The 21,676-nt window shown below is 60.8% G+C and carries 18 protein-coding genes and 1 pseudogene; 4 read left to right on the top strand and 15 right to left on the bottom strand.

Annotated elements, in window-relative coordinates:
- From ACIF4X_RS23265 to ACIF4X_RS23235, 7 genes and pseudogenes are all read right to left on the bottom strand, one after another.
- Window positions 1-79, bottom strand: a pseudogene (locus tag ACIF4X_RS23265) (type VI secretion system tube protein Hcp); the annotation flags it as partial.
- A 431-nt stretch (window positions 80-510) separates the two neighbouring features.
- A complete protein-coding gene (locus ACIF4X_RS23260) occupies window positions 511-1,890 on the bottom strand; it encodes a VOC family protein (RefSeq protein ID WP_397483894.1) in 1,380 nt (459 codons plus the stop codon).
- A gap of 88 nt (window positions 1,891-1,978) precedes the next feature.
- Entirely contained in the window at window positions 1,979-3,199 is a 1,221-nt protein-coding gene (glcF, locus tag ACIF4X_RS23255) for a glycolate oxidase subunit GlcF (RefSeq protein WP_397483893.1), read from the bottom strand.
- A 2-nt stretch (window positions 3,200-3,201) separates the two neighbouring features.
- The gene (gene glcE / locus ACIF4X_RS23250) at window positions 3,202-4,251 is read right to left on the bottom strand and encodes a glycolate oxidase subunit GlcE (protein WP_397483892.1); all 1,050 of its coding nucleotides are present in this window, start codon (window positions 4,249-4,251) and stop codon (window positions 3,202-3,204) included.
- A complete protein-coding gene (glcD, locus tag ACIF4X_RS23245; RefSeq protein WP_397483891.1) occupies window positions 4,251-5,750 on the bottom strand; it encodes a glycolate oxidase subunit GlcD in 1,500 nt (499 codons plus the stop codon). Before glcD ends, glcE begins: the two co-directional genes overlap by 1 nt.
- A gap of 136 nt (window positions 5,751-5,886) precedes the next feature.
- Window positions 5,887-6,813, bottom strand: a complete 927-nt coding sequence (locus ACIF4X_RS23240; protein ID WP_242206552.1) for an alpha/beta fold hydrolase — start codon at window positions 6,811-6,813, stop codon at window positions 5,887-5,889.
- Window positions 6,814-6,834: 21 nt separating this feature from the next.
- Complete coding sequence (locus tag ACIF4X_RS23235) at window positions 6,835-8,289, bottom strand: flavin-containing monooxygenase (protein ID WP_397483890.1); 1,455 nt, start codon at window positions 8,287-8,289, stop codon at window positions 6,835-6,837.
- A 177-nt stretch (window positions 8,290-8,466) separates the two neighbouring features.
- On the opposite strand from ACIF4X_RS23235, the gene ACIF4X_RS23230 reads away from it, so the two are divergent.
- Together ACIF4X_RS23230 and ACIF4X_RS23225 are read left to right on the top strand one after the other, a co-directional pair.
- Window positions 8,467-9,540, top strand: coding sequence for a diguanylate cyclase (locus tag ACIF4X_RS23230; protein ID WP_397483889.1), 1,074 nt, complete (start codon window positions 8,467-8,469; stop codon window positions 9,538-9,540).
- A 212-nt stretch (window positions 9,541-9,752) separates the two neighbouring features.
- Entirely contained in the window at window positions 9,753-10,991 is a 1,239-nt protein-coding gene (locus ACIF4X_RS23225; RefSeq protein WP_397483888.1) for a M20/M25/M40 family metallo-hydrolase, read from the top strand.
- A 735-nt stretch (window positions 10,992-11,726) separates the two neighbouring features.
- On the opposite strand, the gene ACIF4X_RS23220 is transcribed toward ACIF4X_RS23225, so the two are convergent.
- The 8 genes from ACIF4X_RS23220 to ACIF4X_RS23185 form a co-directional block, all read right to left on the bottom strand.
- Window positions 11,727-12,596: an oxaloacetate decarboxylase gene (locus ACIF4X_RS23220; RefSeq protein ID WP_007919546.1), complete on the bottom strand. Its 870-nt coding sequence runs from the start codon at window positions 12,594-12,596 to the stop codon at window positions 11,727-11,729.
- A gap of 168 nt (window positions 12,597-12,764) precedes the next feature.
- Window positions 12,765-13,799, bottom strand: a complete 1,035-nt coding sequence (gene astA, locus ACIF4X_RS23215) for an arginine N-succinyltransferase (protein WP_397483887.1) — start codon at window positions 13,797-13,799, stop codon at window positions 12,765-12,767.
- Between the two features lie 61 nt (window positions 13,800-13,860).
- On the bottom strand, window positions 13,861-14,877 hold the full coding sequence (locus ACIF4X_RS23210; protein WP_397483886.1) for an arginine N-succinyltransferase: 1,017 nt from the start codon (window positions 14,875-14,877) through the stop codon (window positions 13,861-13,863).
- Window positions 14,878-14,995: 118 nt separating this feature from the next.
- Window positions 14,996-16,345 carry an APC family permease gene (locus ACIF4X_RS23205; RefSeq protein ID WP_007919552.1) on the bottom strand — a complete coding sequence of 450 codons (1,350 nt, stop codon included), beginning with the start codon at window positions 16,343-16,345 and terminating at the stop codon, window positions 14,996-14,998.
- Between the two features lie 79 nt (window positions 16,346-16,424).
- The gene (locus ACIF4X_RS23200) at window positions 16,425-17,177 is read right to left on the bottom strand and encodes an N-formylglutamate amidohydrolase (RefSeq protein WP_397483885.1); all 753 of its coding nucleotides are present in this window, start codon (window positions 17,175-17,177) and stop codon (window positions 16,425-16,427) included.
- On the bottom strand, window positions 17,161-18,492 hold the full coding sequence (locus tag ACIF4X_RS23195; protein WP_397483884.1) for a glutamine synthetase: 1,332 nt from the start codon (window positions 18,490-18,492) through the stop codon (window positions 17,161-17,163). Before ACIF4X_RS23195 ends, ACIF4X_RS23200 begins: the two co-directional genes overlap by 17 nt.
- Complete coding sequence (locus tag ACIF4X_RS23190) at window positions 18,489-19,133, bottom strand: isochorismatase family cysteine hydrolase (RefSeq protein ID WP_397483883.1); 645 nt, start codon at window positions 19,131-19,133, stop codon at window positions 18,489-18,491. The genes ACIF4X_RS23195 and ACIF4X_RS23190 overlap by 4 nt, the downstream gene beginning before the upstream one ends.
- Window positions 19,134-19,135: 2 nt before the next feature.
- Window positions 19,136-19,990 carry a MurR/RpiR family transcriptional regulator gene (locus ACIF4X_RS23185; protein WP_397483882.1) on the bottom strand — a complete coding sequence of 285 codons (855 nt, stop codon included), beginning with the start codon at window positions 19,988-19,990 and terminating at the stop codon, window positions 19,136-19,138.
- Window positions 19,991-20,320: 330 nt separating this feature from the next.
- Here ACIF4X_RS23185 and ACIF4X_RS23180 point away from each other — a divergent pair, with 330 nt between their 5' ends.
- Window positions 20,321-20,875 (top strand): histidine phosphatase family protein, encoded by a 555-nt coding sequence (locus ACIF4X_RS23180; protein WP_397483881.1) that lies wholly within the window; start codon window positions 20,321-20,323, stop codon window positions 20,873-20,875.
- A complete protein-coding gene (cobF, locus tag ACIF4X_RS23175) occupies window positions 20,875-21,630 on the top strand; it encodes a precorrin-6A synthase (deacetylating) (protein ID WP_397483880.1) in 756 nt (251 codons plus the stop codon). Before ACIF4X_RS23180 ends, cobF begins: the two co-directional genes overlap by 1 nt.
- Window positions 21,631-21,676: the final 46 nt, after the last annotated feature.

Here is a 21,676-nt window from a genome sequence, read left to right as displayed (position 1 = left end):
CGGAGTCAGCGGTGAAAGCGCCTGCAGTGATCAGGCCTTGTTTTTCGCCGGTAACCGACATGTACGCTGGTGTTGCCATGGGGTGCTCTCCTTGCGGAATAATTTAAGGTGCCCGGGAGGCGAAATCGCCCGGTGGGTGCCTGACTGTTATCAAGGAGCGTGCCAACAATTGTGGCGACCATGCGGGCCGGGGTGTTTGTCTGATTTTTCAGGCGCTTGTGCGAAAAAAAGCGTTCGCCCAATACCAAAGTGCGCAAGAAGTTGCGCAGTACTGCGCAACTTCTTGCGCACTTGGCTGCAGGCCTTGTACAGCGCGGCTCTCAGCGGTTTTATCAGGCTTTTTTGCAAAACAAGTGCGCAACTTCTTGCGCACAGTGGCCAGATGCCTTCATTTGTCTGAAGCGGTTGCATCAAGGCTTTTAGATCAAAAGATCGCAGCCTTCGGCAGCTCCTACATTTGGAATGCATTTCCTCTGTAGGAGCTGCCGCAGGCTGCGATCTTTTGATTTTTCAACGCGTAAGTTGTGTCAGACACTCATCGATCGAACGCTGCTGCGTCGCCGCATACAACCCCAACTCATCAATGGTCGTGCGCCCCAGCGCCTGCTGGAAGGCTTGCCGATTGGAATGCTCGCCATAATGCGCCTGCGCCGCATCGCCTAGGTTCGACTGAAAAATCCCCGCAGCACTCACCGGCAGGAAATCTTCGTACACCAACGGTTCCGCTTTCACATAACCATCGCGCAACAAGTCCTCCAGTGACGACTGTCCAAGCCCTCCAGCAGCCAGACCTTTTTCCGTGGCGAAATAACGAAAGTACGCCAACCCTTGTTCTCGCATGCCCTCGACACTGTCAGGAAATTCGCCAAAGTGCTGAGCCATCAGCGCGTTGTAACGTACGGCGTTGGCTTCGTTGGGGAAGTCACCGAGTTCATCGCGCGCGGCATTCAGCAAGCGGTCATACAACGCCCGGCCTTTGGGGGTGAGTGCCGCGCCGCGCTGTTCGATTTCGCCGAATCGCGCGCTGTGGCTGCCACGGGTCTGGTTCTGATCGGTGAAGGCGATCGGCTCGTCCAGCGCTTTGAAACTGGTTTGGCGCAAGAGGATCGGGCACTGCCGGCGCGGCGGGCCTTCGATGACTGCTTTCGGGGTGATGCCATGGGCTGGCATTTGCTCCTGCACGCGGTCGATGTCCAGCGTGCGCGGCGTCAGGTGATTGATGTGCGGGCCTTTGAACGCGACCACGTCGGCGATCAAACGGTGTTGGGCGCTTAAAGTCTGGTATTGCGCGGCAGTAACCGTGGCGCTGTGATGCCAGCGAAAGGTTTCCAATGCCTGCAGGACGAATGCCTCGGCCTCGCTTTCATTCAATCCGCCCGCGGTTTCAGCCTGCGCGATCAGGCGTAATGCTTCAGCGGTAAAGATCGAACGCTGGGCCAACACGGATTCGGCAAAGGCGCGCAGTTGCGGATCTTCAATCAATTCCAGGCGCAACAGCGACGTAAACACCCGAAACGGGCTGACTTGCAGCGCCTCCTCATGCACCGCGCGAAATGCCGTGGAATGCACTGGCACGCCCGCCGGAGTCAGGTCGTAATAACCCACCGGTTGCATGCCCATCACCGCAAACAGACGGGCGAGGATGGCCAGTTCGGTGGCGGTGCCGACCCGGATGGCGCCATGGCGCTCCATGTCCAGCCGTTGGATTTCACCGGTGCTGTCGAGCTGCCGGGCGATGTCCGGCTGACGTGCAAGCACTTCGCGGTTGGTCTGTTCCACCAACACCATCAGCGCGCCGTACAGCGGCACTTCTTCGCGGTACATGTCGGACATCGCTTTGGAGAAGCGTTGGCGGATCAGGTCGGGGCTGACGAACGGCTGCACGGTCATGAAAAAAATTCCTGCCACGGTCACGGAATGGATGAGGGAAAAGATCGCAGCCTTCTCGCACGCGGGCAAACGAAGAATCCTACGAACTTCATTCTGCCAACGACTGATCCACCAGTTCGATCCAGTGCATCACCCGCGTGCGTCCGGCGCTGGCCAGATGGCTCTGGCAGCCGACGTTGGAAGTGACGATCAGCTCAGGGCGGCCACTCTCCAGCGCATTGAGGCGGTTGTCGCGCAGTTGCCGGGCCAGCACTGGTTGTGTCAGCGAATACGTACCTGCCGAGCCGCAGCACAAATGGCCGTCGGGCACGGCGGTGAGATTGAAACCCAGGCGCGTCAGCACAGCTTCCACCGCGCCGCCCAGTTTCAAAGCGTGCTGCAACGTACACGGGCAATGCACGGCAATCCGTCGCTCGCTCGCCGCGCAGACTTTTTCCAGCGGTTCCCGATCGAGTATCTGCACCAGATCCAGCGTCCGCTCGCTGATTTCCCGGGCCTTGGCCGCATACACCGGATCGTTCGCTAGCAAATGCCCGTAATCCTTGATGAATGCGCCGCAACCGCTGGCGGTCTGCACAATCGCTTCGGCGCCGTTTTGCAGGTGCGGCCACCAGGCATCGATGTTCTGCCGGGCGCGGTCGAGGCCCTTGGCTTGTGCGTCGAGGTGGTAGTCCAAAGCACCACAACAACCGGCCTCGGCCACCGGGGTAACACTGATGCCCAAGCGATCCAGCACCCGCGCCGTGGCGTCATTGGTGTTCGGCGACAAACCCGGTTGCACGCAGCCTTCCAATAACAACACCCGCCGGGCATGACGCGGGGCGGGGCGCAAACCGGAAAACGGTAGATGCTGCGGCAGTTTGCTTTCAAGCAAGCGCGGCAACAGCGGCCGAAACGTCGTGCCCACCCGCAGCAAGCCTTTGAACAACCCTGGATTCGGCGCCAATGCGCGCAAACCTTCGCGCAACAGACGCTGCGCCGCCGGACGTGGCACCGCGTGATCGACCACCGCGCGGCCGATGTCGAGCAGGTTGTGATAGTCGACGCCGGACGGGCAGGTGGTTTCGCAGTTGCGGCATGACAGGCAGCGGTCCAGGTGCAGTTGTGTTTGCGCGGTTGCCGGCGCGCCTTCGAGCACTTGCTTGATCAAGTAGATACGCCCGCGCGGGCCATCGAGTTCATCGCCGAGCAACTGATAGGTCGGGCAGGTCGCATTGCAAAAGCCACAATGCACGCAGGTGCGCAGAATCTTTTCCGCCTCGGCGGCGCGGGGCAGTTGCCGGGACTGTTCGCTGAGGGTGGTTTGCATGGCTAGAACTCCGCGTACATGCGCCCGGGGTTGAACAGCCCTTGCGGATCGAGTTGGGCCTTGAGTTGCCGGTGATAGCGCAACAGCGTCGCGGGCAATGGCTGGAACGGCGTATCGCTGGCGCCATGGCTGAAGCAGGTGGCGTGGCCGCCCAGTTCCTGCGCAAGGATGTGGATGTGCGCCGCATCGGATTTCAGCCAGCGTTGCGCGCCGGCCCAGTCGAGCAACTGCTCGCCGGGCAAGTCCAGTGGCCCGAGATTGTTCGGTAATGACAAGCGCCACAACGGCCGGCCCTCATCGAAAAAATCTAGCCGCTGCTCATTCAGATCACCCCAGAACTGCGAGTCCAGCGGCTCACCGCCGAGGCGTTGATGTGCCGCCGTCACTGAGCCTTCGCCGCCTTCAAGACGCAGGTACAGGCTCTGGCCATCGTGGCACGCGGCACTGATTGGCAACGGTTGCTGGCCCCATTCGGCAAGCTTGGCCAGTGCCCGCGCGCAGTCCATATCGAGGCGAATGCTCAGGCACTGGCGCGGTTTCGGCAGGACTTTCAGCGAGACCTCGGTGAGCACGCCGAGGCAGCCGTAACTGCCGGCCATCAGCCGCGACAGGTCATAACCGGCGACGTTTTTCATCACTTCGCCGCCGAAACGCAGGTGCTGACCGAGGCCGGTGATGACTCGCGTGCCGAGGACAAAGTCGCGCACCGAGCCGGACCATGGCCGTCGTGGTCCGGACAAACCCGTGGCGATCATGCCGCCGACGGTAGCGCCTTCATCGAATGCCGGCGGCTCGCAGGGCAGCATTTGTCCGGCAGCATCCAGCGCCGCCAGCAGCTCGGACAAACGTGTGCCGGCGCGCGCGGTGATCACCAGTTCGGTCGGCTCGTATCGCACGATGCCGCAGTGGGCGCGGGTGTCGAGCACTTCACCCGCCACCTCGCGGCCGAGGAACGCTTTGCTGTTGCCACCCTGAATTTTCAGCGGCGTGGCATTGGCCCGCGCTTCGTTGACCTGATCGAGCAGGGCGCTGGCGGCATCGACATCGGCCATCAGAAGCGCTCCAGTTCGGGGAACGGCAATTGCCCGGCGTGAATGTGCATGGCGCCGAATTCGGCGCAGCGGTGCAGGGTCGGAATGTTCTTGCCGGGGTTGAGCAGGCCTTGTGGGTCGAACGCGGCTTTTACTGCATGGAACAGGCTTAGTTCGTCGTTGTTGAACTGCGCGCACATCTGATTGATTTTCTCGCGGCCGACGCCGTGTTCACCGGTGATGCTGCCGCCGACCTGCACGCACAGTTCGAGGATCTTGCCGCCCAAGGCTTCGGCGCGGTGCAGTTCGCCGGGTTGATTGGCGTCGAACAGAATCAGCGGGTGCATGTTGCCGTCGCCGGCATGGAACACGTTGGCCACGCGCAAACCGTATTCTTCGCCGAGGCGGGCGATGCCTTGCAGAACCCCGGGCAATTCGCGGCGCGGGATGGTGCCGTCCATGCAGTAATAGTCCGGTGACAAACGGCCGATTGCTGGAAAGGCATTTTTGCGTCCCGCCCAGAAGCGCACGCGCTCGGCTTCGTCGCGGGCCTGACGCACTTCGGTGGCGCCGGCCACGGTCATGACCTCGCGCACCCGTTGGCAATCGTCGTGGACGTCGGCTTCGACGCCATCGAGTTCGCACAGCAGAATCGCCTCGGCATCGACCGGGTAACCGGCGTGGATGAAATCTTCGGCGGCGCGAATGGCGAGGTTGTCCATCATCTCCAGGCCGCCGGGAATGATCCCCGCCGCGATGATCTCGGCGACCGCGCGGCCAGCCTTTTCCACGGAGTCGAAAGAGGCCAGCAGGACTTTCGCCACCTGAGGTTTGGGCAGCAGTTTGACCGTGACTTCGGTGATGATCCCCAGCAGGCCTTCAGAACCAGTAAACAACGCGAGCAGATCGAAACCGGCTGAATCGAGCGCATCCGAACCGAGGGTCAGGCGTTCGCCTTCGATGGTCAGCACTTCGATTTTCAGCAGGTTGTGCACGGTCAATCCGTACTTGAGGCAATGCACGCCACCGGCGTTTTCCGCGACGTTGCCGCCGATCGAGCAGGCGATCTGCGACGAAGGATCCGGCGCGTAATACAGGCCGAAGGGCGCCGCTGCCTGGGAAATCGCCAGATTGCGCACCCCCGGTTGAACCCGCGCAGCGCGAGCGGCGGGGTCGATGTGCAGAATATTGTTGAAGCGCGCCATCACCAGCAGCAGGCCTTGTTCCAGCGGCAAGGCGCCGCCGGACAACCCGGTGCCGGCGCCACGGGCAACCACCGGGACGTTTTTTTCATGGCAGAGTTTGAGCAGGGTTTGCACTTGCTCAAGTCGTCGGGGCAGGGCGACCAGCATCGGCGTGGTGCGGTAAGCGGAGAGGCCATCGCATTCGTAGGGTTTGAGTTCGTCCTCGCGCCACAAGATATCGAGGTCTGGCAGCGTTTGCTGCAATGACTTGAGGAATTCGGCTTTGTTCACCTGCGGCAGCGGGCCGTCGAGGCGTTCGTCATAAAGAATGTTCATCTCAGGCCCTTACCCGTGATCGTTCCCACGCTCTGCGTGGGAATGCAGCCCGTGACGCTCCGCGTCACTGGACGCGGAGCGTCCCTTGAGGCATTACCACGCAGAGCGTGGGAACGATCAGGAGCTGGGTGCTTTGTCATCTTTGGCTTCCCAAAAACTCGCGATAAAGCCGCGCAGTGTTCCCCGGCTGTTCGACCATCGGCATGTGCCCGACATGGTCCCAGACATCCACGCGCAAATTGGCGATGCCCTTGCTCCACACCGGCACACTGCTGACATCGATCAGCCGGTCCTTGCGCCCCCAGAGCAACAGCGCCGGGCATTTGATGTCGGCGAGTTTCGGCTCCATCGGCGGGCTGGCGCGAAAATCGCGGAAGATCTCCTCGAGTTCATCGCGTTGTTGTTCGTAACGCTGGGCGATCGCGTCCAGCACCAGGTTCGGCACCCACGGTGGTGATTCCATGGTCATCGCGTAAAACTGGCGAAACTCCTCCCGGGAGTTGATCAGAAACGGGTTATGCCCGCGCGCCAGATGCCGCTCCATGTCGCTGGCCTCCGGCGCGGTGACGCCCGCCGGGTCGATCAATGCCACCGAAGCGATGCGGTCGGGATAAGTCGCCGCCAGCCACGCCGCGATGTAACCGCCCATCGAGTTGCCGATCACATGGACTTTCTCCACGCCGCAGACATCGAGCAACTGGATCATGCGTTTGGCTTGCAGCGGGATGTCATAGCCGCCGCCAGCCTTGAAGCCGGTTTCACCGTGACCGGCGAGGTCCGGGATGATCACCCGATACTGGCGCACGAAGTGCCGGGAAAAGCGCAGCCACAGGTTTTTGTCGGCGCTGTAGCCATGCAACATCAGAATCGCGCTCGCCGCTTCATACGGCCCACCCTGCCAGGTCGAGACGGTCATCTCGGCGATTGGCACTTCGATCTTGTGCAATTTGTACAACTTGGCCTCGATGGCCATGTTCAGGTCATACAGCCAATGGCCGACCGCCGGATAACTCAACCAGCTCCAGGCCACGAAAACCGCGAGGGCGACAAACAGCAAAAGCATCGACGTCTTCCTTTTACGTGTTCAGGACAGAATGTGGTCGGCCGGTTTCAGCGCTCGGGTCAAGCGGTGATAGCTGAAACTGAAGCCGGGAAACATCGCGATCACATGACCGCTCTTGCTTTGATACCAACTGTGGCAGCCGCCGGACTTCCAGACCGTGCGCTCCATCTCCCGGTGAATCATCTCAGTGTAGGTACGTTCCGCTTCGGGGCGCACTTCGATGCTGCGCAGGCCTTTGGCCTGCACGGTGCGGATGCAGTCGAGGATGTAGTTCATCTGCGATTCGATGATGAACAGCGCCGAGGTGTGGCCGATGCCGGTGTTGGGCCCGGTAACGATAAACAGGTTAGGAAAGTCCGGCAGGCTGGTGCCCAGATACGCACGCGGGTATTGCGCCCAGACATCTCTGAGCTGCACGGCGTTTTTTCCGCTGACCGGGTAGGAAATCACCCCGTCGGTGGCGTCGTAACCGGTCGACCAGACGATCAGATCAACATCAATGTGCTGGCCGTCCTGAGTGTTAATGCCGGTTTCGTCGATGGAAGCGATGCCTTGCTCGCGGGTATGCAAGGTGACGTTGGGACGGCTCAGCGCCGGGTAATACGTGCTGGACACCAGCACCCGTTTGCAGCCGATGGTGAAGTCCGGGGTGAGTTTTTCTTGCAGCACCGGGTCCGGCACCTGGCGTTTGAGAAAACGCAGGGCGTGCTGTTGCACCAGGTGAATCGCCGCTTTTGAATATTTGAAGGCGATGACCCGGGTTTCGAATTGCCAGTAAATCAGCCAGCGCAATAGTTTGTAGGCGGGTTTCTGGCCCAGCAGCCAGCGCTGTAACGGCCCGAACTGGCGATCGGCGCGGGGCAGCACCCAATGCGGCGTGCGTTGAAACACGTGCAGTTGCTCGACCTGTTCCGCAATGGCCGGAATCACTTGCACCGCACTGGCGCCGCTGCCAACGATGGCCACGCGTTTATCGCGATAGTCGTAGCTGTGATCCCAGTTGTTTGTATGAAAAGTCTTGCCTTGAAAGCGATCTCGACCGGGGAAGTGTGGGATGACCGGCTGGCTCAGCGGCCCGGTGGCATTGATCAGGAACTGCGCATGGAATATTCCTTTGCTGCCGGTGTACACGTTCCAGCGTTTTTCCGTGTCGTCCCATTCGACACGCTCGACATCGGCTTGCAGTTCCACGCGTTCGCGCAGACCGAATTGCTCGATGACATGCTCGGTGTAGCGCTGCAGTTCGGCCTGCCCGGCGAACATCTGCGACCAGCGGTACGGCGCAAACGACAGCGAGTACAGCGGCGACGGCACGTCCACCGCCGCGCCGGGGTAGGTGTTCTGGCACCAGGTGCCGCCAAAGAAGTCCCTTCGCTCCAGCAGGCGGAAATCGTCGATTCCGGCCTTGAGCAGATTGACCGCAGCAGATTGACCGCCAAAACCGCTGCCGATGATCAACACGTGATAGGTGTGCATGGGCCTCCTTCTTATAGTTGTTTTTCCATTTTGCTCCTTTCATGTATAGCCAAATATTTGCACGGCGTGTGGCCCTGATGTCGCTCTATTCAGCCCGCTGGCCGGTGATGGCTATTTAACGTCGCCCTGATAGACTCCCATCACATCCGTCCTGCGGTGTGCGTGATCGAGGTCCTCATGGGAAATACGGGAGGAAAGGGACTTTCATTGGCCAGGAGGCTTTATACGTCGCGAACCCTCGGGCTGTTGCTTGGGCTGCTGTGTGTATCCGTTGCGATGTATGCGCTGGATCCGCCGCTGTGGGTCTGGGCTCTGATGCTCTTCAACGGCCTGGTCTGGCCGCATCTGGCGTTTCAATGGGCACGTCGCTCCAGGGTTCCTTACCACGCTGAACATCGCAATCTGTTGATCGACGCCTTTTTCGGCGGCTTTTGGCTTGCCGCCATGCATTTCAATCCGTTGCCCACGGCCACGACCATTTCGATGATGGCGATGAACAACGTCGCTATCGGTGGTTCACGCTTTCTATTGGCAGGTTCTGCGGCGCAGTTGCTCGGGGTCGGCGTCGGGCTGGTGGTTTTTGCTCCGGCATTCGTTCCGCAGACCTCGCCTGCGCAAATGTACGCCTGTTTCCCGTTACTGCTGCTGTACCCGTTGGCGCTGGGCTGGATCTGCTTTCGGCAGGCCTACACCCTCGGTCGACATAAACGCGAATTGCTTGCCCTGAGCCGCACCGACAGCCTGACCGGGCTGCTCAATCACGGCGCCTGGAAGGATCAACTGGAGATTGCTTTTCAGCGCTGCAAACGGCAGAAACAGGGCGCGGCGATTGCGTTGATCGACATCGATCATTTCAAGGCGATCAACGACACATACGGCCACGTCGCCGGCGACATCGTGCTGCGCCAGTTGAGCAAGTTGCTCAAGCAGAACCTGCGGGCGACCGATGTGGCCGGGCGCTACGGCGGTGATGAGTTCTGCGTGATTCTGCCGGAACTGCCGTTGTTCAACGCCGCGCAGGCGATGGAAGCGTTGCGTGAGCGCTTTGCGCTTCTGGGCTATGAGCAGAATCCGGCGTTGAAGGTCAGTTTGAGTATCGGCCTGGCGGCGTACGATCCGGCGCATGCCGACGCGACACGCTGGCTCAATGATGCCGATCAGGCGTTGTACGAGGCCAAGGCGAGCGGGCGTAATCGGGTGATCTGCAATTGCGATGACAAGCCTCGGCGGACGTTGCTGGATTCGGTTTGATCGCTATACCCCACACCCTCTGTAGGAGCTGCCGAAGGCTGCGATCTTTTGACTCTGGTCTTTCTAAATCAAAAGCAAGATCAAAAGATCGCAGCCTTCGGCAGCTCCTACACGTGTTCGCTGGTGGTCAGGGAGATGTCGCATTCGGTGTAGAGCCTCGCGCCGATGTCGGGTACGGTTAAATCCCCCCGACGCGAAACAAGGATCGCTTCATGACGTTCTCATTTTCTCGCTCCCTGCTGGCCGCCAGCCTCGGCCTGTCTCTCGCTTTCTCGGCTGCCAACGCCTTTGCCGAATCGCACAAACAAGTGCTCGCCGATGCCGAGCAATACCAGCCAGAAGCCCTGAAACTGCTGGAGCGGCTGGTCAATATCGACTCCGGTTCCGGCTATGAGCCCGGCCTCAAGCAAGTCAGCGACATCGCCATCGATGAGCTGAAAAAACTCGGCGCCACCATCGAACTGGTGCCCAACACCCCGGAAAAATCCAACCATGTACTCGCGACGCTGAAAGGTACCGGCAAGGCAAAAATCCTGCTGATGGCGCACATGGACACGGTGTTCAAGGAAGGTTCGGCGGCCGAGCGGCCATTCCACATCAAGGACGGTCGTGCTTACGGCCCGGGGGTGATGGATGACAAGGGCGGCATCGTCGCCGGGATCTATGCGCTGAAAGTCCTGAAAAACCTCGACTTCAAGGACTACGCGCAAATCACCTTCCTGCTCGACGCCAGTGAAGAAACCGGCTCGGACGTCGCCACCGACCTGATCAAGAAAACCGCCAAACAGCACGACGTGACCCTCAACCTGGAGCCGGGCCGCCCGGCCGATGGCCTGGTGGTGTGGCGCAAGGGCAGCGCGACGGCGCTGGTCGAGGTCAAGGGTAAAGCCGCGCATGCGGGCGTTGCGCCGGAGTTGGGACGCAACGCCGCGATGGAGGCGGCGCATCAGATTCTGCAACTGGGCAAACTCGGTGATGAGGCGAAGAAGACCACCATCAACTTCACCGTGCTCAAGGCCGGTGACCGCACCAACGTGATTCCCGATCAAGCCACGGCCAAGGCCGACGTGCGCGCGGCGGTGCCGGAGGAGTTCGACCGGATCGAGAAAGATCTGGCGCGGGTGTCGCAGGACAAGCTGATTGCTGAGACAGAAGTGAAGACTTCATTGCAACGCGGCTTGCCACCGATGCCGCAGACGCCGGAGTCGGATCGTCTGATGGCCATGGCTCAGGGGATTTATGGTGAGATTGGCCGCAAATTGACTGAGGAGGGCAGTGGCGGCGCGGCGGATGCCAGTCTGTCCGCTGGAGTCGGCACGCCGACGCTGGATGGTTTCGGGATTGTTGGTGGCAATATTCACACGCCGGAGGAATACGCTGAAGTGGCGAGCGTGGCGCCGCGGATTTATCTGTTGTCGCGGATGATTATGGAGTTGGGCAAACCGCGTTGAGGTAGCGATCGTTCCCACGCTCTGCGTGGGAATGCCTCAACGGACGCTCCGCGTTCGCTTTGTGTGGGACGCAGAGCGTCCCGGGCCGCATTCCCACGCGGAGCGTGGGAATGATCATTAAGCCGCGGTGAGGTGGTTTGCGGTGTGATGAGGTCGGCGGGGTGCCAGATAAATCGGCCCCTCACCCTAACCCTCTCCCAGAGGGAGAGGGGACTGACCGTGTTGTTTGTGGTCCATGTGGCAACCGGCAGATCAAGTTGAATGCAAATTCGCATTCAACGCGGTCTCTCACGTCGGCGTAGATCCAGAGCATCCCCCAATCAGTTCCCTCTCCCCCCGGGAGGGGACTGACCGTGTTGTTTGTGATTAACACGGCGGCCTGAAAGATCAGCTTGAACTCAAAGTCGGATTCAGCGCGGTCTCTCACGTCGGCGTAGCTCCCAAGCATCCCCCAATCAGTTCCCTCTCCCTCTGGGAGAGGGCTAGGGTGAGGGGCTTTTGTGGGAAAGTGGGCATCTGTTGATGCGCGAGGGCTGTGCGATTCTGAATGTGATTCAGGCGCGGGCGCTGCAGCGGGAGGAGGCTTACAAGACACCGGTTTAGCGGTGTAGCGGCAGACCTCATCGCTGGCAAGCCAGCTCCCACAGGGTTTGGTGTTGAACCATCAATTGATGTCGAACCGCATAACCTGTGGGAGCCTGGCTTGCCAGCGATGGCGTCAGCCCGGTCAGCCCATCACTCCTTGACGCTCATGTATTCCTTGGCCCAGAGAATGTATTCCTCCGGCTGGGTATAGGTGTGGGTCAATTCGGTTGCGCTCAGATCGGAGGCCTGGGTAAAAATCTGCCGCTGCTCGCGCAGGCTGTCGTACGTCGCTTTGATCGCCGCAAAATAAGCACCATGCCCATCAATGGTCACACGCACACCGAGCTCGGCCAGACGTTTGTCGTCGCGCAGCGCCGGGTTGCCGTAGGTGACCAGCATCAGCGGTACGGTCAGGTGTTCGGCGATTTGTTCGAGTTGATCAAAATCCTGAATCCCGACCATGCAGATGCCGTCAGCCCCGGCCGCCTGGTACTGGCGAGTGCGGCTGATGATTTCCTGGTTCGGCAGGATGCCGGCGTTGGTACGGGCGATGATCGCCATTTCCGTATCAACCCGGGCTTCCAGCGCCGCGCGGATCTTGCCGACACCTTCGGCGACGGTGATCAGGTCGGTGGATTTGCGCCCGAATTGGGCCGGCAGCAAGGTGTCTTCGATGGTCAGGGCGGCGACGCCGGCGCGTTCCAGTTCGACGATGGTGCGCATCACGTTGAGGGCGTTGCCGTAGCCGTGGTCGGCGTCGGCGATCACCGGCAATTGGGCGACGCGGCCGATGCGGGTGGCCTGTTCCGCGAACTCGCTGAGGGTGATCAGGGCAAAGTCCGGGGCACCGAGCACCTGCAACGAGGCCACGGAACCGCCGAGGATCCCCACTTCAAAACCCAGGTCAGCGGCAATCCGCGCCGACATCGGATCGAACACCGAAGCCGTGTGATAGCAGGTGTCGGAGGCCAGCAGTTGACGGAAGTTACGGCGCAAATCTTGATGGGAAAGCCTGGTCATACGAGTTCCACCAATACAAAGGAATGGAAAGGCTTGAACAAAGGTGTCAACGCCGAAGAATGAAAAGGCTATCACGCGAATGGGTCAATGATCATGACGAATTTGCAAGGGACAGGTTGTCGCGGATTCTTTTGCTGAAAGGATTTACCTTTTTTGCGGTGATGACCGTCAGGCCGCCACCGCCTGTTGCTGTTGATTGGGCAGCATTGCCGCACGTACCGAATTGCCCGGTTGCAGTTGCAGGCGCTTGGCGGTGAGGCGGTCGATGACCAGGCTGCTGCCGACCCGGCGGGCGCGGGCGACGGTGATGCGGCAGTTTTCCAGACGGCGGTTGTGAATCAGCCACAGCGACGCCTGTTCATCCGGGCTGCCGAGGCTCAGGGTCAATTCGACGCTTTCACGCACGGTGCGAATACTGCGCACCGGTGCTTCGATCACCGGGCCGCCGTCGAAAATGTCGATGTAGCCTTTGTGGGTAAACCCTTCGGCCTGGAGGATTTTCAATGCCGGCTCGGTATTCGGGTGTGCCTGGCCGATGGCGGCTTGGGCCTGTTCGGTAAGCATGCAGGTGTACAGCGGCTGGCGCGGCATCAGTTCGGCGATGAACGATTTGTTACCCAGCCCGGACAAGTGATCGGCATGGCTGAAGTCCATTTGAAAGAAATGCCGGCCCAGACTGTCCCAGAACGGCGAACAACCGTGTTCATCGGCACTGCCGCGCAGTTCGGCAATCATCTTCTCGCCGAACAGGTGCGGAAACTCGGCAACGAACAGCAAACGCCCCAGCGACAACAAGCGGCCATTGCTGCCGTGGCGCTGATCATGACCGAGAAACAGTGAGCACAGCTCCGATTGGCCGGTCAGTTCGTTGTTGAGAAACAGCGTAGGGATCTGCCGTTGAATACCCAGATCCGGCGCCGAACTGACGGTCAATCCGACCCGATAGTTGTACCAGGGTTCGCGCAGGCCGACCGCCCCGGCCAGTGCGCTGACGCCGACTACCCGCATGTCGTCGTCTTCGAGCACAAACAGATAGTCCGCGTCGGCCCGTTCGACCTGTTCGGCGAACGCCCGTTGCGCCCAGCGGACCCGGTGGGACAGGCGGTCTTCGTTGGCCGGCAGGGTGGTGAACCCCGGGCCGGCCTGTTGCACCAGCGCCATCAAGGCTGGCAGGTCGCTGACTTTGACCGGGCGGACAATCATGCTGTAACTCCTTCTGCGCGCCTGTTCGGGCACTGTCGTTGGCTGCGCAACCGCGCGGGTTTCACAGGGCAATCAGCCGGATCGGGCTGCCATCGGTCACGTTCAGCGCCGCACATATCGCAGGGGTGAGGGACAGCGGTTGACCGGGTTGATAATCGAGTTCGGCCATGATCGCGCGAAAGCCGTGCAGCGCGTCATTGCCCAGCAGGTAACGGCCACGGGCATCGATCTGTGGCCGTTGCTGCACCGTTGCAGTCTGGCTGCGGGCAATCGAGCGGATATTCGAGGTGCGCGCATACAGGGTCGGGCCAGCGTCGAACAGGTCGATGTAGCTATTGGTTTCGAAGCCTTCACGCTCAAGAATGTCGAACGCTTCCTGACCGTCCGGATGAATGCGACCGATGCAGTCTTGCGCCGCTTGCGGCAGCATCGGCACGTAGATCGGGTATTGCGGCATCAGTTCGGCGAGGAACGTGCGGCTTTGCAGCCCGCACAAGCGTTCGGCTTCCGCGTAAGGCAGGTCGAAGAAGTGCTTGCCCAGCGCATCCCAGAACGGCGAATGACCGGCCTCGTCGCTGTAGCCGACGATTTCGGTAATCACAGCCTCGGCAAAGCGCGGCGCATGGGCGGCGATGAACAACAGGCGCGCCCGTGACAGCAACTCGGAGAACGGCGTACGCACCAGCGTGGCGTCGATATGAAAACCGCGCAGCAGCGTGTGGTCGTTAAGGTCGTGACACAGCGACAGCGCTGGCACGCCGTGTTCGATGTTCAGCTCGCGTGAGGCACTGGTGAAATGGCGGTTGCGCAGGCTGTAGAACGGCTCGTCAAAACCCGCCGTCGCGAGAATCTCCGAGCAGCCGACCAGCCGTTGGCTGTCCAGGTCTTCCAGCACGAAGAAGTAGTTCTCCGGGCCGTTAGCCTCTGCCGCGCTGGCGAACGAGGCGCAGGAACCGGCGATTTTTGCGCGCAAGCGCTCGCTGTCGTCCGGCAGGGAGGTCACGCCCACCAGACTGTCGCGGGCCAATTGTTGGAGCTGGGGCAGATCAGTCTGTTCGACTGGGCGTAAGACCAGCATGGATATACTCCTGTATCAAAAGGTTCGGCAAAGTCGCCGAACCTGACTATCACTGTCGGTTTCCACGCGATAAATCGGCGGTCGCCTGATTTGTTGTCAGACGCCGCTCTTTTTCTTGTCAGCCATTGCTCGGGTCAGGCAGCGCGGTGCTGGCGCCGAGCTTGTTGAGGAAGAACAGGTACACCAGACCCAGGGCAATCCAGATCAGGCCGAGCTTCTGCGCATCGACGCCCATGTTGTACATGATGGCCGCGACGATGATGAAGCCGACCACCGGGCAGATCAGGTGACGCACGACCTGACCGGACTTCTGCCGACGCCAGTAGTAGTTGATCACCGTCAGGTGCAGCAGCATGAAACCGCTGAGCGCGCCGAAGTTGACCAGCGAGGTGAGGGTGTCGACCGAGTTGATGAACAGGTAGCAGATCACCAGCGACAGCACCGCCACCAGATAAATACTCAGGTACGGCGTGTTGTGTTTCGGGTGCACCTTGGCCAGCACTTTCGGCAGTTTGCCGTCGCGTGCCATGCCGAACAGCAGGCGCGAAACCGCCGCTTGCGAGGTGATTGCCACGGCCACGCCCCAGGCAAGTGCCGTCGCGACAGCAGTCAGGGTCGCTAGCCAGCTGCCGGCGGCGATTTCGGCGATTTCATAGAACGCGGTGTCGGCGGATTTGAAACCCATGCCGGCCGCCAGATCGGTGGCGATCCAGGTTTGTGCAACGAAAATCACGCCCATGACCACCAGCGTGATCAGCGCGGCTTTGCCGACGCTTTTGCCCGGATCACCTTTGATTTCTTCGGCGAGGGTAGAGATCGCATCGAAGCCGAGGAATGACAGCACGGCAATCGACACCGCTTGCATCAGCAGGGCGAAGTTGAAGGTTTCCGGGTGATACAGCGGCGCCAGGGTCAGCTCGCCATTACCGCCACCGTTGTGCAGGGCATTCCACGCATAGAACAGGAAGATCCCCAGCACCACCAGTTGCGCCAGCAGGAAGATGATGTTCATCCGTGCGGTGAAAGTGATGCCGCGCAGGTTGACGAAGGTCGCGCTGACCAGAAACGCCAGAATGAAGCCGACTTTCGGAATGTCCGGGTACAAATGGTTGAGCGCCATCGCCGCGTAGACGTAGAGCAGCGGCGGGATCAGCAGGTAATCGAGCAGCATCAACCAACCGGCGATGAAGCCGACGTGCTGATTAAGGCCGCGTTGCGCGTAGGAATACACCGAACCTGCGATCGGAAACGCCTTGGCCATGCTGCCGTAGCTCAGCGCGGTGAACAGCATCGCCACCATGCCGATGATGTACGCCAGCGGCACCATCCCCGGGGCTTCGGCGTTGACGTAGCCATATACACCGAACGGGGCGATGGGGATCATGAAGATCATCCCGTACACCACCAGGTCGGTCAGCGTCAGGCTACGTTTCAACTCCTGCTTGTAGCCGAATTCTTCAATTTCCATGAAGCGCAACTCCTTGTCAGCCAATCGGTCGTTTTAGTTGTTATATCGGTCCATCGTTTTGCAGTGTCAGCGGTCTTCGTTACAGCAATGGCGCGAGGTATCCGGCCCAGCGCGAAACGGCTTCGGGGCTGCGCAACAAGTCATTCCGCACCTCGATCAGCACCGAGTCCAGGCCCCGGGCATCACCGTGCACCGGCACGGTCATGTCGCCCAGCGGGTCGATCTTGTACGGCTGATTACCAGCCACTTTCACTGGATGTTCAGCGAGGCCGTCGAGGAGACGTTGCGCGTAGTCTTTCGCCTGACCGAACAGCACGCCGATCTCCAGTGGTCGCGGCTGGCCGTAATACACCGGGGTGAAACTGTGAATCCCCACCACACGCACCGCTTGGCCCTTGGCAACACGTTCGTCGATCAACGTTTGCAAGCGCGCGTGAAACGGCTTGAACAAGGTCTGGCGGCGGTATTCGCGGGTGGCTTCGTCGAGTTCACGGTTGCCCGGCACCTGATAAATCTCGCTCTGTGCCGGAATGCTGTCCGGGGCATGGCGGGGCCGGTTCAAATCGATCAGCAGCCGCGAATAATTGGCGCTCAACAGCGTTGCGCCAAGCATCTGCGACAACTGCTCGGCCAGTTGCAGCGCGCCAATGTCCCAGGCGATGTGTTCGGCAGCGGCGGCGTCGTCCAGGCCCAGATTGTTCAGGGCGTCGGGGATGTAGCGGCTGGCGTGTTCGCACACCAGAATCACCGGGTGCGTCGAGTCGGTGCGGCTCAGGTTGTAAACCGGTCGGGTGTACAACCCCAACTCGGCGGATTCAGTACAGGCGTGCATAGTGCTCACACAAGTCAGCGGGCGAGAGCTGTTCCGTCAGCGCCAGTTCCTCGGTTTTCAGGGCGTAATAGGTGTCGAGCAGCGGCTTGGGCAGCCATTCGGTGAAGGCGCCACTGTTGCGCAGGCAATCCAGCGCCTGGGCCAGCGAGGCGGGCAGGGCGACGATGCCCCGGGCCTTGCGTTGCTCGTCGTTGAGTGAATCGGGAATTTCATTGGTGATCGCGTTCAGCGCCAGACGCTGTTCGATGCCCAGCCGTCCGGCGATCAGCAGCGCCGCCATGGCCAGATGCGGCGAGGCGGTGGCGTCCATGGCGCGGAATTCGAGGTTGAACTGGTTGGCCACGGATTTGCCGCCGAGGGTCACGGTCGGGCAGATGCGCAGCGCCGCCTCGCGGTTCTGTTGACCCAGACAAGCGTAAGACGCGCTCCAGTGATGCGGCTGCAAGCGCTCGTACGACGCTGGCGTCGGCGCGGTGAACGCACACAGTGCCGGCAAGTAATGCAGGATTCCCGCTGCCCAATGCTGGCCGAGACTCGACAGTCCATTGCTGGTGCCGGCGTCGTAGAGCATCGGCTGGCCGGCCAGATCGAGCAGGCTGACATGCAGGTGCACGCCGTTGCACACCGCGTCGGCGGCAGTCTTCGGCGCGAAGCTCAAGTCCAGGCCCATTTGCCGGGCGATCTCGCGGGTGATCTCGCGCACGTTGACGGCGCGATCGGCCGCCGCCACGCCGAGCGTCGGGCGGCAGGTGATCTCGTATTGGTGCTTGCCGTATTCGGGCAGAAACATTTCCGGCTCGGCACCGCCGGCGCGCAGGGCGCTGAGCAGCCAGCCGCCGAACTCGGCGCCCTGACGCTGGGCTTCGAGGGAGAACGCCAGATGCTCGGCGAAACCGGCGTGCAGGTTGAATTCGTGTTCGAACGCGGCGTTGACCTGCAAGCCCAACGCATCGCGATAACGCTCGATTTCATCGCGCAGCAGCGTGCGCGGGCAGGCGCCCCACGGGCGGCCATCGGTTTCGCGGATATCGCCGTGGATGAAATCCAGTGCCGGGGCATCGGCGTCCGGGCCATTGCCGACGGTGACGCGGCTGCTCAGATCGGGAATCAGCCGCAAGTCGCCATACGCGCCCCACGGATTGGTCGAAGCAATGATGTCCTGCGGCGTCAACGCGCTGTTGGCCGGCACCCAGCCGCAACCGGCGGCTTGATAATGCTCAAGCTCATCAGTGGGAAACGAGCGGCCACGGGTAATACCGATCAGATCGGTGGTGACCAGCGTGGTCATCGGCAGTGGTGCCAGGCGGGCGCTCATGGCTGCATCTCCTGCAGGCGGCCGAGCACGGTGTCGGTGTCGGTAATCCAGCAGTAACCCTTGATCGCATTCAGGCAAGCGTGATGGCGTTCGGCGCTGTAGGTGGCGCAGGCGTCCTCGACCAGCGTGACCAGATAGCCACGGTCGGCAGCGTCGCGCACGGCCATATCGACGCATTGGTCGGTGACGATGCCGGCGATGATCAGATGACGGGTTTGCAGATTGCGCAGCACGTAGTCGATGTTGGTCGAGTTGAAGACGCCCGATGACGTCTTCGGCAGGACGATTTCGTTTTCCACCGGGCTCAGGTCTTCAATGATCCTGGCCTGTACGCTGCCTTTGGGCAGGTGCATGTCCGAGAGCTTGTGATCGAGCGAACGGTCGCGGCCATCGGCGGTGAGGCTTTCGATAATCGTGTGCAGCACGTTCTGCCGCGCCTCGCGAAAAGCGCTGAGCAAGCGACGTTGGTTGGGCACCACCTGCATGTGCGCCCGGGTCAGGAAATACTCGGCGTCAGGCCCGTTGAGGTGCGCGTCGAACTGCGGTTCGAGCCAGGCACGCTGCATATCCACCAGCAACAGCGCGGTGTGATCGGTGACAAACGGCAAGTCCCGCGGCGAGCGGTGGGGAAGGCTGAACATCCTTATTTATCCTCCAGCAGGTGGGTGTTGAAGTCATTGCGCAGGGCGTCGATGCCTTCCAGGCGATCGGCGAGGTTTTCGGTGCGCAAGGTCAGGCAGGCGATCAGTGCCTCGACCTGCGCCAGCGCCGGCACCATGGTGTCGAACGGCGAGGCCGATTCCACCGGCGCGCTGATAATCAGGTCGGCCAGCTCGCGCAGCGGCGAGGCATAGATGTCAGTGAACAACACCACGCGCGCGTTGTTGTTTTTCGCCGCACTGGCGACCCGCAGGGCCTGGGTCTGGTAACGGCGATAGTCGAACAGCAGCACGACGTCCTGACGCTGCAGATCAAACAGTCGATCAGGCAGTTGCGCGTTGTCTTCCAGGGCGAAGCAACCGGGGCGCAACAGGCGCAGGTGATTGAGCAGGTAAGTGGCCATCAGGCTGCTGAAGCGTCCGCCGAAGCAGTACACCTGATGCCGGGGATCGAGCAGCCAGTCGGTGAGAATGCGTACATCTTCCGGCTGGGTCAGCGATTGGGTTTCGACCAGCAGGCGATGGCTGTCGCCCAGATAGTGGCTCCAGGCGTCGTCCTTGTGCTGATGAGCGCGCGGTTGCAGCAGTGTGCGCGGCGAGCGCAAGCGGTGGTCCATGTCGCTGAGCAGTGCTTCCTGGAATTCGGCATAACCGCCGAAGCCGAGTTTTTTCACCAGCCGCACAATGGTCGGATCGCTGACGCCTGCATGTTCGGCCAGACGCGCCATCGGCCCCAGACCGTTGCGTGGGTACTGATCAAGCAAGGCGCGAACGACTTTGCGCTCCGACGGCGTAAGATCCAGGCCGGGATCGGTGATCAGGTCTCTGAGAGGGGGCATCCGGGCTCCTGCTGGATGAGTGTGTTGAATTCGCTTCATAATCCGTTAAAACAGTATTTATGTAACTGACGTTACATGTCTAGTGAATTTTGCAGCGTGTTGAAAAGGCGCCAGAATGAGGCGAGACGCCCGTGTAACAAGGACTACACCGAGTTCGACAGGGCTCGTAGTCCATAGCCCACAACAGTGTCAGAGATCGCCGTATTTCTGCGTATGTCGGTTTTAAACGGGGTCTACCCAGTAACCCCGCAACCCTCGGTTTACGGCACAATCACCGAGAGAACGGCTTTGCGCCGCTGATTTTCATGAACGCCCACCGGAGCGATCCCTGTGCAGACCACTCGTTTGACATTGATTTGCCATGCGCGAACCGTCGCACAGAAATTGGCGTGTTTTCCTACGAATGAACCTGTTGAAAATATCCGGCTGGCATCGGGTGAATGGGCGGAGCGTTTCGACGCCGCGCGCCGCTTGATTTGCGCGCCGGAGTTGCGCACGCGCCAGACAGCAGCGTGGTTCGGCGCCGACGCGCAGGTTGATGAGGCGCTGCGTGATTGTGACTGGGGGCGCTGGCACGGCATGTCGATCAAAGCCCTGCAAGCCTCGGAAGCAGAAGCGCTGCACGTCTGGCTCGAAGACCCCCAAGCCACCCCCCACGGCGGTGAGTCGGTGGCGCAGCTGTGCGAGCGCATGAGCACGTGGTTGTCCAGTCTGCAAGCCACGCCAGGGCATGTAGTGGCGGTGACGCATCCGTTTGTCATCCGCGCTGCGCTGATCCACGTGATGCGCGGTTCGGCGTTTCATGACATTGATGTCGAACCGTTGTCGATGCTCGAACTGCGCTTCACCGGGCGCTGGCGCCTGTGTCTTAAAGGAGCTTTGTGATGAAACAACTGCTGGTGATTGGCATCGGTGCTGGCAATCCCGACTACATCACGATGCAGGCGGTGAAGGCGTTGAACCGGGTCGATGTGTTCTTCCTGATGGATAAAGGCCAGAGCAAAGACAAACTGATCGACCTGCGTCGCGAAATTTGTGAGCGCTACATCGACGACCCTGACTATCGCTTCGTCGAAGCTCACAGCCCGGAGCGCGAACGGGGCGATGTCGACTACACGGCCAGTGTCGATGACCTGAACCGTGCCAAGCAGCAGACCTTCGAACGCCTGATCAATGACGAATTGTCTGACGGCCAGTGCGGTGGTTTCCTGGTGTGGGGCGACCCGGCGTTGTACGACAGCACCGTGCGTATCCTCCAGGCCATTCTGGCCTCGGGCACGTGTGCCTTCGAGTTTGACGTGATTCCCGGGATTACCAGCGTTCAGGCGTTGGCGGCGCAGCACAAGGTGCCGCTGAATACGATCGGTCGTTCCATTGAAATCACCACCGGGCGGCGTTTGGCAGCAGGGCAGGTGAGTGATGCGGACAGTGTGGTGGTAATGCTCGATGCTGAAGACTCTTATCACCAGGTCGCCGATCAGCAGACCGAGATTTACTGGGGGGCCTACCTGGGCACGCCGGATGAGATTCTGATCAGTGGCAGGCTTGCCGATGTCGCGGATGAGATCGAGCGGGTGCGCAAGGCGGCGCGGGCGGAGCATGGGTGGATCATGGATACGTACCTGCTGCGCAAGCCTTAGATTTTCGCTGGCCGGTCCGGCCTCTTCGCGAGCAGGCGTCGGAACA

Source organism: Pseudomonas sp. NPDC085632 (assembly GCF_044541255.1).
In the GTDB taxonomy this organism is placed as follows: domain Bacteria; phylum Pseudomonadota; class Gammaproteobacteria; order Pseudomonadales; family Pseudomonadaceae; genus Aquipseudomonas.
Note: the sequence above shows the minus strand (reverse complement) of the source record. Positions and strands in the feature narration are given on the sequence as shown.

Coding starts and splice junctions, on each gene's coding strand:
- cobF (WP_397483880.1), top strand. CDS start 20,875: ATGAAACAACTGCTGGTGATTGGCATCGGTGCTGGCAATCCCGACTAC.
- ACIF4X_RS23260 (WP_397483894.1), bottom strand. CDS start 1,890: ATGACCGTGCAGCCGTTCGTCAGCCCCGACCTGATCCGCCAACGCTTC.
- glcD (WP_397483891.1), bottom strand. CDS start 5,750: ATGAACATTCTTTATGACGAACGCCTCGACGGCCCGCTGCCGCAGGTG.
- ACIF4X_RS23195 (WP_397483884.1), bottom strand. CDS start 18,492: ATGAGCGCCCGCCTGGCACCACTGCCGATGACCACGCTGGTCACCACC.
- ACIF4X_RS23230 (WP_397483889.1), top strand. CDS start 8,467: ATGGGAAATACGGGAGGAAAGGGACTTTCATTGGCCAGGAGGCTTTAT.
- ACIF4X_RS23190 (WP_397483883.1), bottom strand. CDS start 19,133: ATGTTCAGCCTTCCCCACCGCTCGCCGCGGGACTTGCCGTTTGTCACC.
- ACIF4X_RS23205 (WP_007919552.1), bottom strand. CDS start 16,345: ATGGAAATTGAAGAATTCGGCTACAAGCAGGAGTTGAAACGTAGCCTG.
- glcE (WP_397483892.1), bottom strand. CDS start 4,251: ATGGCCGATGTCGATGCCGCCAGCGCCCTGCTCGATCAGGTCAACGAA.
- ACIF4X_RS23200 (WP_397483885.1), bottom strand. CDS start 17,177: ATGCACGCCTGTACTGAATCCGCCGAGTTGGGGTTGTACACCCGACCG.
- ACIF4X_RS23240 (WP_242206552.1), bottom strand. CDS start 6,813: ATGCTTTTGCTGTTTGTCGCCCTCGCGGTTTTCGTGGCCTGGAGCTGG.
- ACIF4X_RS23225 (WP_397483888.1), top strand. CDS start 9,753: ATGACGTTCTCATTTTCTCGCTCCCTGCTGGCCGCCAGCCTCGGCCTG.
- astA (WP_397483887.1), bottom strand. CDS start 13,799: ATGATTGTCCGCCCGGTCAAAGTCAGCGACCTGCCAGCCTTGATGGCG.
- glcF (WP_397483893.1), bottom strand. CDS start 3,199: ATGCAAACCACCCTCAGCGAACAGTCCCGGCAACTGCCCCGCGCCGCC.
- ACIF4X_RS23220 (WP_007919546.1), bottom strand. CDS start 12,596: ATGACCAGGCTTTCCCATCAAGATTTGCGCCGTAACTTCCGTCAACTG.
- ACIF4X_RS23185 (WP_397483882.1), bottom strand. CDS start 19,990: ATGCCCCCTCTCAGAGACCTGATCACCGATCCCGGCCTGGATCTTACG.
- ACIF4X_RS23235 (WP_397483890.1), bottom strand. CDS start 8,289: ATGCACACCTATCACGTGTTGATCATCGGCAGCGGTTTTGGCGGTCAA.
- ACIF4X_RS23210 (WP_397483886.1), bottom strand. CDS start 14,877: ATGCTGGTCTTACGCCCAGTCGAACAGACTGATCTGCCCCAGCTCCAA.